The following is a 5,883-nucleotide window of genomic DNA, read 5'->3' on the forward strand; positions in this document are numbered from 1 at the left end:
CTTGAGCGCGGTTCTGATTTTAGTCGAACTCACGGCCACATCTTCTACATCTTGGGCAGAAATTTCTTCAACTTGAAATCCAAATTCTGCTCCAAATCGTTTTAAATCGTCAATATTGGCGCTTCGGTCCTTTCCAAATTGATGGTCATACCCGATGATCACGTGTTTGGCATGAAGTGTATCTACTAGGATGGTTTTGACAAAATCGCGTGCAGAGAGTTCTGAAAAAACCTTCGTAAACTCTTTGACGTAAATAAAGTCCAAGCCCAACGCCGATAAAATTTCTTTGCGTTCAGAAATGGTGTTCAGTAGTTCAATGTTTGGATTTTGCTGTAAAACCATTCGAGGATGGGGAAAAAAAGTGAGCACGACAGAGATTAAATTTTCTTCGGATGCTTTTTTTGTGAGTTTTTTGATGATTTTTTGATGTCCAAGATGGACGCCATCAAAGGTGCCAATAGTAACTACCGATGGTGTTTGAGGGATAGAACTGTCTGATGCTGTAAGTACCTTCAATTGATTTTTTTGTAAAAATAGCTATTTCAAGGTTTAAAAAAAATTACTATTCGCGAATTGAATCCTGAGTATCGTATTTTGAAAGTTGATAAACCCTTAATGGTATCTGATGATGGCTTCATCCATTTTCAATAAAGGTCTGCTTAAGCGAAAGTTCTAAAATTCGTTTGCAGCTGCTGGCTCTTGCCTCTTGTTTTGGTTTAGAGACACTTTTGAGTGTTGTTTATTTTGAGAAGAGCTACTATTCTTTTTAAGTCTTTTCATTTTAATTTGACAGCTTATGCTGCTCACTTATGGAGAAATGAATTAGAATAAAGAATTTAAAAGCATTGGTTGCATGTGAAGTTGAAAACATTAACACTTTGTTTTGTGATTTCTTTAATTTGAATGTAACTTTCACACGACTAAATTTTATTTCTTTAAATTATATGAAAAAGAACTACTTAAAGACTAGTTTGTTTTTTATGATGATTTTTGCTTTTTCCATGACCTATGGGCAAAAAAGACAATCTCTTTGGACAAAGACAACCAAAAACAGTATTTCTCAAGAGCGCGTGCTGCCTCAGAATTCTACTCCTGTTAAAGCGTTATACTATCAGTTGGATATGGACGGTTTGACCTCGAGATTACAGAATGCTCCAAAAAGGGATTCAGGGATTCAATCCAATACACTAATTGATTTTCCAAACTCAGAGGGAGCTTTGGAAACTTACAGAATTATGGAGTATTCGGTAATGCATCCAGAATTACAGGTTAAATACCCTGACATTCGTTCTTATGTTGGTTATAGTTTAAAAAACACATCTTCAGTAATATATTTTAGTGTCTCTCCGGGTAGTTTACATTCCATGACCATGTCCATTGATAAAGGAGCAGAGTTCATAAATCCATATGCAACGGATGGGGCTTATGAAGTGTTTTCAAGAAGGGACATTCCTGTGGTACAAAACCTTTTTGAATGTGGTGTTATTGAGGACGGTATTTCAAATGCACTGGATCTGGACCTTGTGGCCTCAAGGAATGCAAATGATGGTACTAGACGTACGTTTAGATTGGCAATAGGCACGAGTAGTGAATACACTGCTTTTCATGGAGGAACGGTAGCTTCAACCCTGGCTGCAATTAATACGACGATGACCAGGGTCAATGCAATTTATGATCGAGAATTATCCATCAGGATGACATTGGTAGCTAACAACGACCTTTTGATTTCAACTGCAGAAAATAGTATTTTCCCCAATACGGAAAGTCTTTCGACACTTACGGGTATTATCAATGGGCTTATTGGAGCAGAAAATTATGATATTGGACATTCTTTTACTACCGGTTCCGGAGGGTCTGCCTATTTGCGAAGTGTTTGCGGCTCGAATAAGGGTGCGGGGACAACAGGGTTGCCAAATCCTTCAGGAGATCCATTTGCCATTGATTATGTGTCTCATGAAATAGGTCATCAGTTTGGTGCTACGCACACATTTAACGGAACGGCAGGAAATTGTGGAGCGGGTAATAGAGCCGCTGCGACGGCTTATGAACCAGGAAGTGGTTCTACTATTTTAAGTTATGCTGGTATATGTGGGTCTCAAAATATTGAAAGTAATAGTCATGACTATTTCCATCAAGCTAGTTTACGACAAATCTGGACCAACATTACCACTGGAAGTGGCACCTGCGGTGTTTTATCAGTTACCGGAAATGCGGCCCCAACGGCGGAGGCTGGAGCATCATATAACATTCCAATTTCTACGCCCTATAAATTGACAGGATCCTCTACAGATCCTAATGGTACTTTGGCACATACCTATACTTGGGAACAATTTGATCTGGGAGCTGCCGGGTTACCAACAGAAACTACAGAAACTGGACCCATGGTACGCTCTTTTAAGGGCACTACAAACCCTGTGAGATACATCCCTCGATTTCGAGATGTCATTGCCAATGGTGGCCAATCCACAACCTGGGAAAAGCTGGCTTCAGTGGGGAGAGTTCATAATTATGTTTTGACGGTTAGAGATAATGATCCACGAGGCGGACAAACCGCGGTGGATGATATGACAGTCACTACGGTTGGCACAGCGGGACCATTTAAAGTAACGTCTCAAGCCTCAAACGTCACCTGGGAAATCGGTTCGACTAAAACCATCACTTGGGATGTTGCCAATACCAACGTCGCTCCGGTAAACACAGCAAATGTCAATATTAAACTGTCTATAGATGGTGGTTTAACATTTCCTTACACCTTGGCTTCAAATGTACCTAATAATGGGGCCTATGATGTTTTGGTTCCGGCAGGGACTAATACGACACAAGCAAGAATTATAGTTGAAAGTGTGGGAAATATATTTTTCAACGTTAATGCCTCCAATTTTAAGATAATAAATGTTCCCTATCTTCTAAATTTTTCCACAACTTCCGCTACGGTATGTCAACCTGGCGATAGTGCAATCTATAGTTTTACCTATAATACCTTTGGTGGCTACTCTCAGAATACGAGCTTTTCTGCAGTGAATTTACCAGCAGGCACAACAGCCACATTTAGTCCTTCCTCAGCAAGCGTGGATGGTACTGCGGTAACGATAACCCTTTCTGGTGTTGGAAATGCCCCACTTGGCGATTATGAGATTACGGCAGTTGGAACTTCGGGTAGCTTAACCATTAGTTCCGAAGTGGCACTTAGTGTTTTTAGCAGTACCATTGCGGCTCCCGCTTTAATTGCGCCAAATGGTGCTCAAGGACTTTATAGTGATGTGAGCTTCAGTTGGGAAGACGATTCTAATGTGGAGAATTATTTAATAGAGATTTCAACACATAGCGATTTTAGCGTTATCGGGGATTCCCAAACGCTAACATCCAATTCATATGCCACTACCTTGGCCTTGGGAACGGTTTATTATTGGAGAGTTACAGGTTCCAATAGATGTTCCGCAGGTACAATATCTGCAGTCAACACGTTTGCTACAGGAGTTTCTACCTGTGAAGATGCCATTACTGCAACAGATACACCAATAACCATATCAGCAGCAGATTCAAATACGTATAATTCGATTATCACCGTGGCAAAAAACTTACCGGTTACTGGCGTGAAGGTCAAAGTTAATATCGCCCATGACTGGGTGAGAGATGTAGAGATGGTGTTGATCAGTCCTGCAGGTACGCGAATTCTGTTATCCAGCAACAATGGAGAAGATTTTGATAAAAATTACACCAATACCGTTTTTGACCAACAGGCCACAACGTCTATCATTGATGGTGTTGCACCTTTTACAGGCTCTTTTAGACCTGAAGAGGACTTGTCAATAATTAATGGTGAAATGTCACAAGGAAACTGGACTTTGGAAGTAAAAGACCTTTTTAGTGGCCATGGAGGTGTTTTGAATGAATTTACTTTAGAACTTTGTCTGGCACAACCATTATCGGTTGCCGAAAATAGTTTTGAAACTTTTACCATTTTTCCAAATCCGAGTCATGGTGACTTTACAGTAAAGCTACAATCGCATTCAGGACAGGATATTAAAATAGTGGTCTATGATATTAGAGGTCGAGAAGTATTTGAAAACCGATTTGAAAATACGTCAAACTTTCGAGAAGTCATCCGATTGGATAATGCACAATCGGGGATGTATTTAATCACTATTTCAGACGGATTGAGGACGGTTACCAAAAAGATATTAGTGGACTAAATAACGTCAAATTTAATTACTAAAACCGTCTCGATTATCATATTAGGACGGTTTTTTACAATACTATAATATGGCAATTTTACTCGTATTGAAGTATCTGTTAATGAAAAAGACCCTTTCATTAGATTGAAAAGGTCTATTGCAACTTGAAGACTAACTCAAATTTTAATTTGCATTTTATTAGAGCCCTACGGTCCAGCCATTAGCCCAAGCAGGTTTGGCACTGCCATTACCAGCTCCTGTAGCATTTTCATTTATGCTATATACCCCAGATACATCAACTGTCTTACCTTCAGTATTTTTTCCTACCGATGGGGTGGTGACATTCTCAAACTTAACGTTCTTGGCAGCTAATGTGCCAGTAGTAACATAACCCACACTCTCATCATGTTGAATGTCAAAGCCTGTTTTCCAATTGCTCAGTACCACATTGTCAAATTGCCCTTTAGTGCCCACTCTTAACTTAATGGCTTGTGTTTCAGAACTTGTATCAGCCATTCCTAAACCTATTAAAGTGAGATTTTTGATGGTAGGGTTGGAGATTGGTGTAGCCAAATGATTGTTAGAGTTATTATCTGCCTCAATACCTCTATTGCCAGCATTTGTTCTGATGCCATACCAGTTTTCACCAGTGCCCGACCAACCTTCAGTCCAGTCAAATAAATCGTCACCTACGTCTTCTGAGAAATTACTCACAACCAAATAGTTCGCCTGAGCTGTACCTCCAAAAAATTCAAAACCATCATCTGAACCTTCATGAACTTGAATATATTCTATGGTTGTACCACTACCCACGCCGAAAAGTGAGAGGCCATTGAATTCTTTTTCTGAATTGTAAGCAAAACCGGAGTATTCTATTCTTAAATATTTTAGAGATCCTGAGCTGTCATTTGCATCGCCACCTCCATAAGTCAAGTCGGATACTTCTGCCGAGGCTGTCGTGCCTTTATTTATGGGAGCATTTCCACATAAAACTAGTCCACCCCAAGCGCCGGGAGCATGAGTTGCAGCCGTCATAACCACTGGATTGGTAGAGGTACCTTGTACATCTATTTCACCATTTTGGGCAACAGCAATGTATCGTACTGCGGAAAAATCACCACTTTTGGCAGCAGTAGCTTCTATTTTTACACCACTTTTAATCGTAAGTTTCGCCCCGGCGTTTACAATTAATTTCCCGGTTAATTTATACGTTCCTGATTCTAAAATAACTTCACCTTCGTTGATTTCTCCTGTAAGATTCTCACGGTCTAAGACAAAGGTGGTTCCACCAGCATCATCGGATGTAGTGTCATCATCACTTGAACATGCCGTTGTAAATATTAGAGCAAATAAAAGTGCGGTTCCTAAAAGTTTTGAAATTGTTTTTTTCATAATGTTACGTGTTAATTTTCTTGGTTAAAATTTTAAATTAATTGATTAATATTTATTGGAGTTGATATATTATAGTTTGTAGCGCAATCCTAATTTGAAAAAAGCCCCACGCTTGTATGACAGCACGGTGATGTTTTCGGAGGTGTTTTCTTGAACCCTTTCAACGGCTGGATTGAGAAGATTTTTGATCGAAAAATCAAGTGCTAGATTTTTATTTATTTTGGATCTTAGTATGAAATCCAAGGAGCCAAAAGCTTTATCGACCAAGTTTCCTTTAGTTTCTACCCCAAGGGCATAAAGTCTGTCCGAACTATAG

General features: G+C 39.6%; 4 protein-coding genes. 1 reads left to right on the top strand and 3 read right to left on the bottom strand.

From position 1 onward, the window contains the following. Positions 1–516 (bottom strand): FAD synthetase family protein (locus tag VLZ86_RS08150; RefSeq protein ID WP_325450144.1); only part of this gene is annotated, 516 nt, incomplete at its 3' end. Positions 517–944: 428 nt separating this feature from the next. On the opposite strand from VLZ86_RS08150, the gene VLZ86_RS08155 reads away from it, so the two are divergent. After that, positions 945–4,193: a reprolysin-like metallopeptidase gene (locus tag VLZ86_RS08155; RefSeq protein WP_325450146.1), complete on the top strand. Its 3,249-nt coding sequence runs from the start codon at positions 945–947 to the stop codon at positions 4,191–4,193. A gap of 180 nt (positions 4,194–4,373) precedes the next feature. On the opposite strand, the gene VLZ86_RS08160 is transcribed toward VLZ86_RS08155, so the two are convergent. Together VLZ86_RS08160 and VLZ86_RS08165 are read right to left on the bottom strand one after the other, a co-directional pair. Continuing rightward, complete coding sequence (locus VLZ86_RS08160; protein WP_325450148.1) at positions 4,374–5,567, bottom strand: hypothetical protein; 1,194 nt, start codon at positions 5,565–5,567, stop codon at positions 4,374–4,376. A gap of 69 nt (positions 5,568–5,636) precedes the next feature. Then, positions 5,637–5,883 (bottom strand): hypothetical protein (locus tag VLZ86_RS08165; protein WP_325450150.1); only part of this gene is annotated, 247 nt, incomplete at its 5' end.

Origin of the sequence: Gelidibacter sp., from assembly GCF_035515035.1 — a bacterium.
Taxonomy (GTDB): Bacteria; Bacteroidota; Bacteroidia; order Flavobacteriales; family Flavobacteriaceae; genus Gelidibacter.

Coding starts and splice junctions, on each gene's coding strand:
- VLZ86_RS08160 (WP_325450148.1), bottom strand. CDS start 5,567: ATGAAAAAAACAATTTCAAAACTTTTAGGAACCGCACTTTTATTTGCT.
- VLZ86_RS08155 (WP_325450146.1), top strand. CDS start 945: ATGAAAAAGAACTACTTAAAGACTAGTTTGTTTTTTATGATGATTTTT.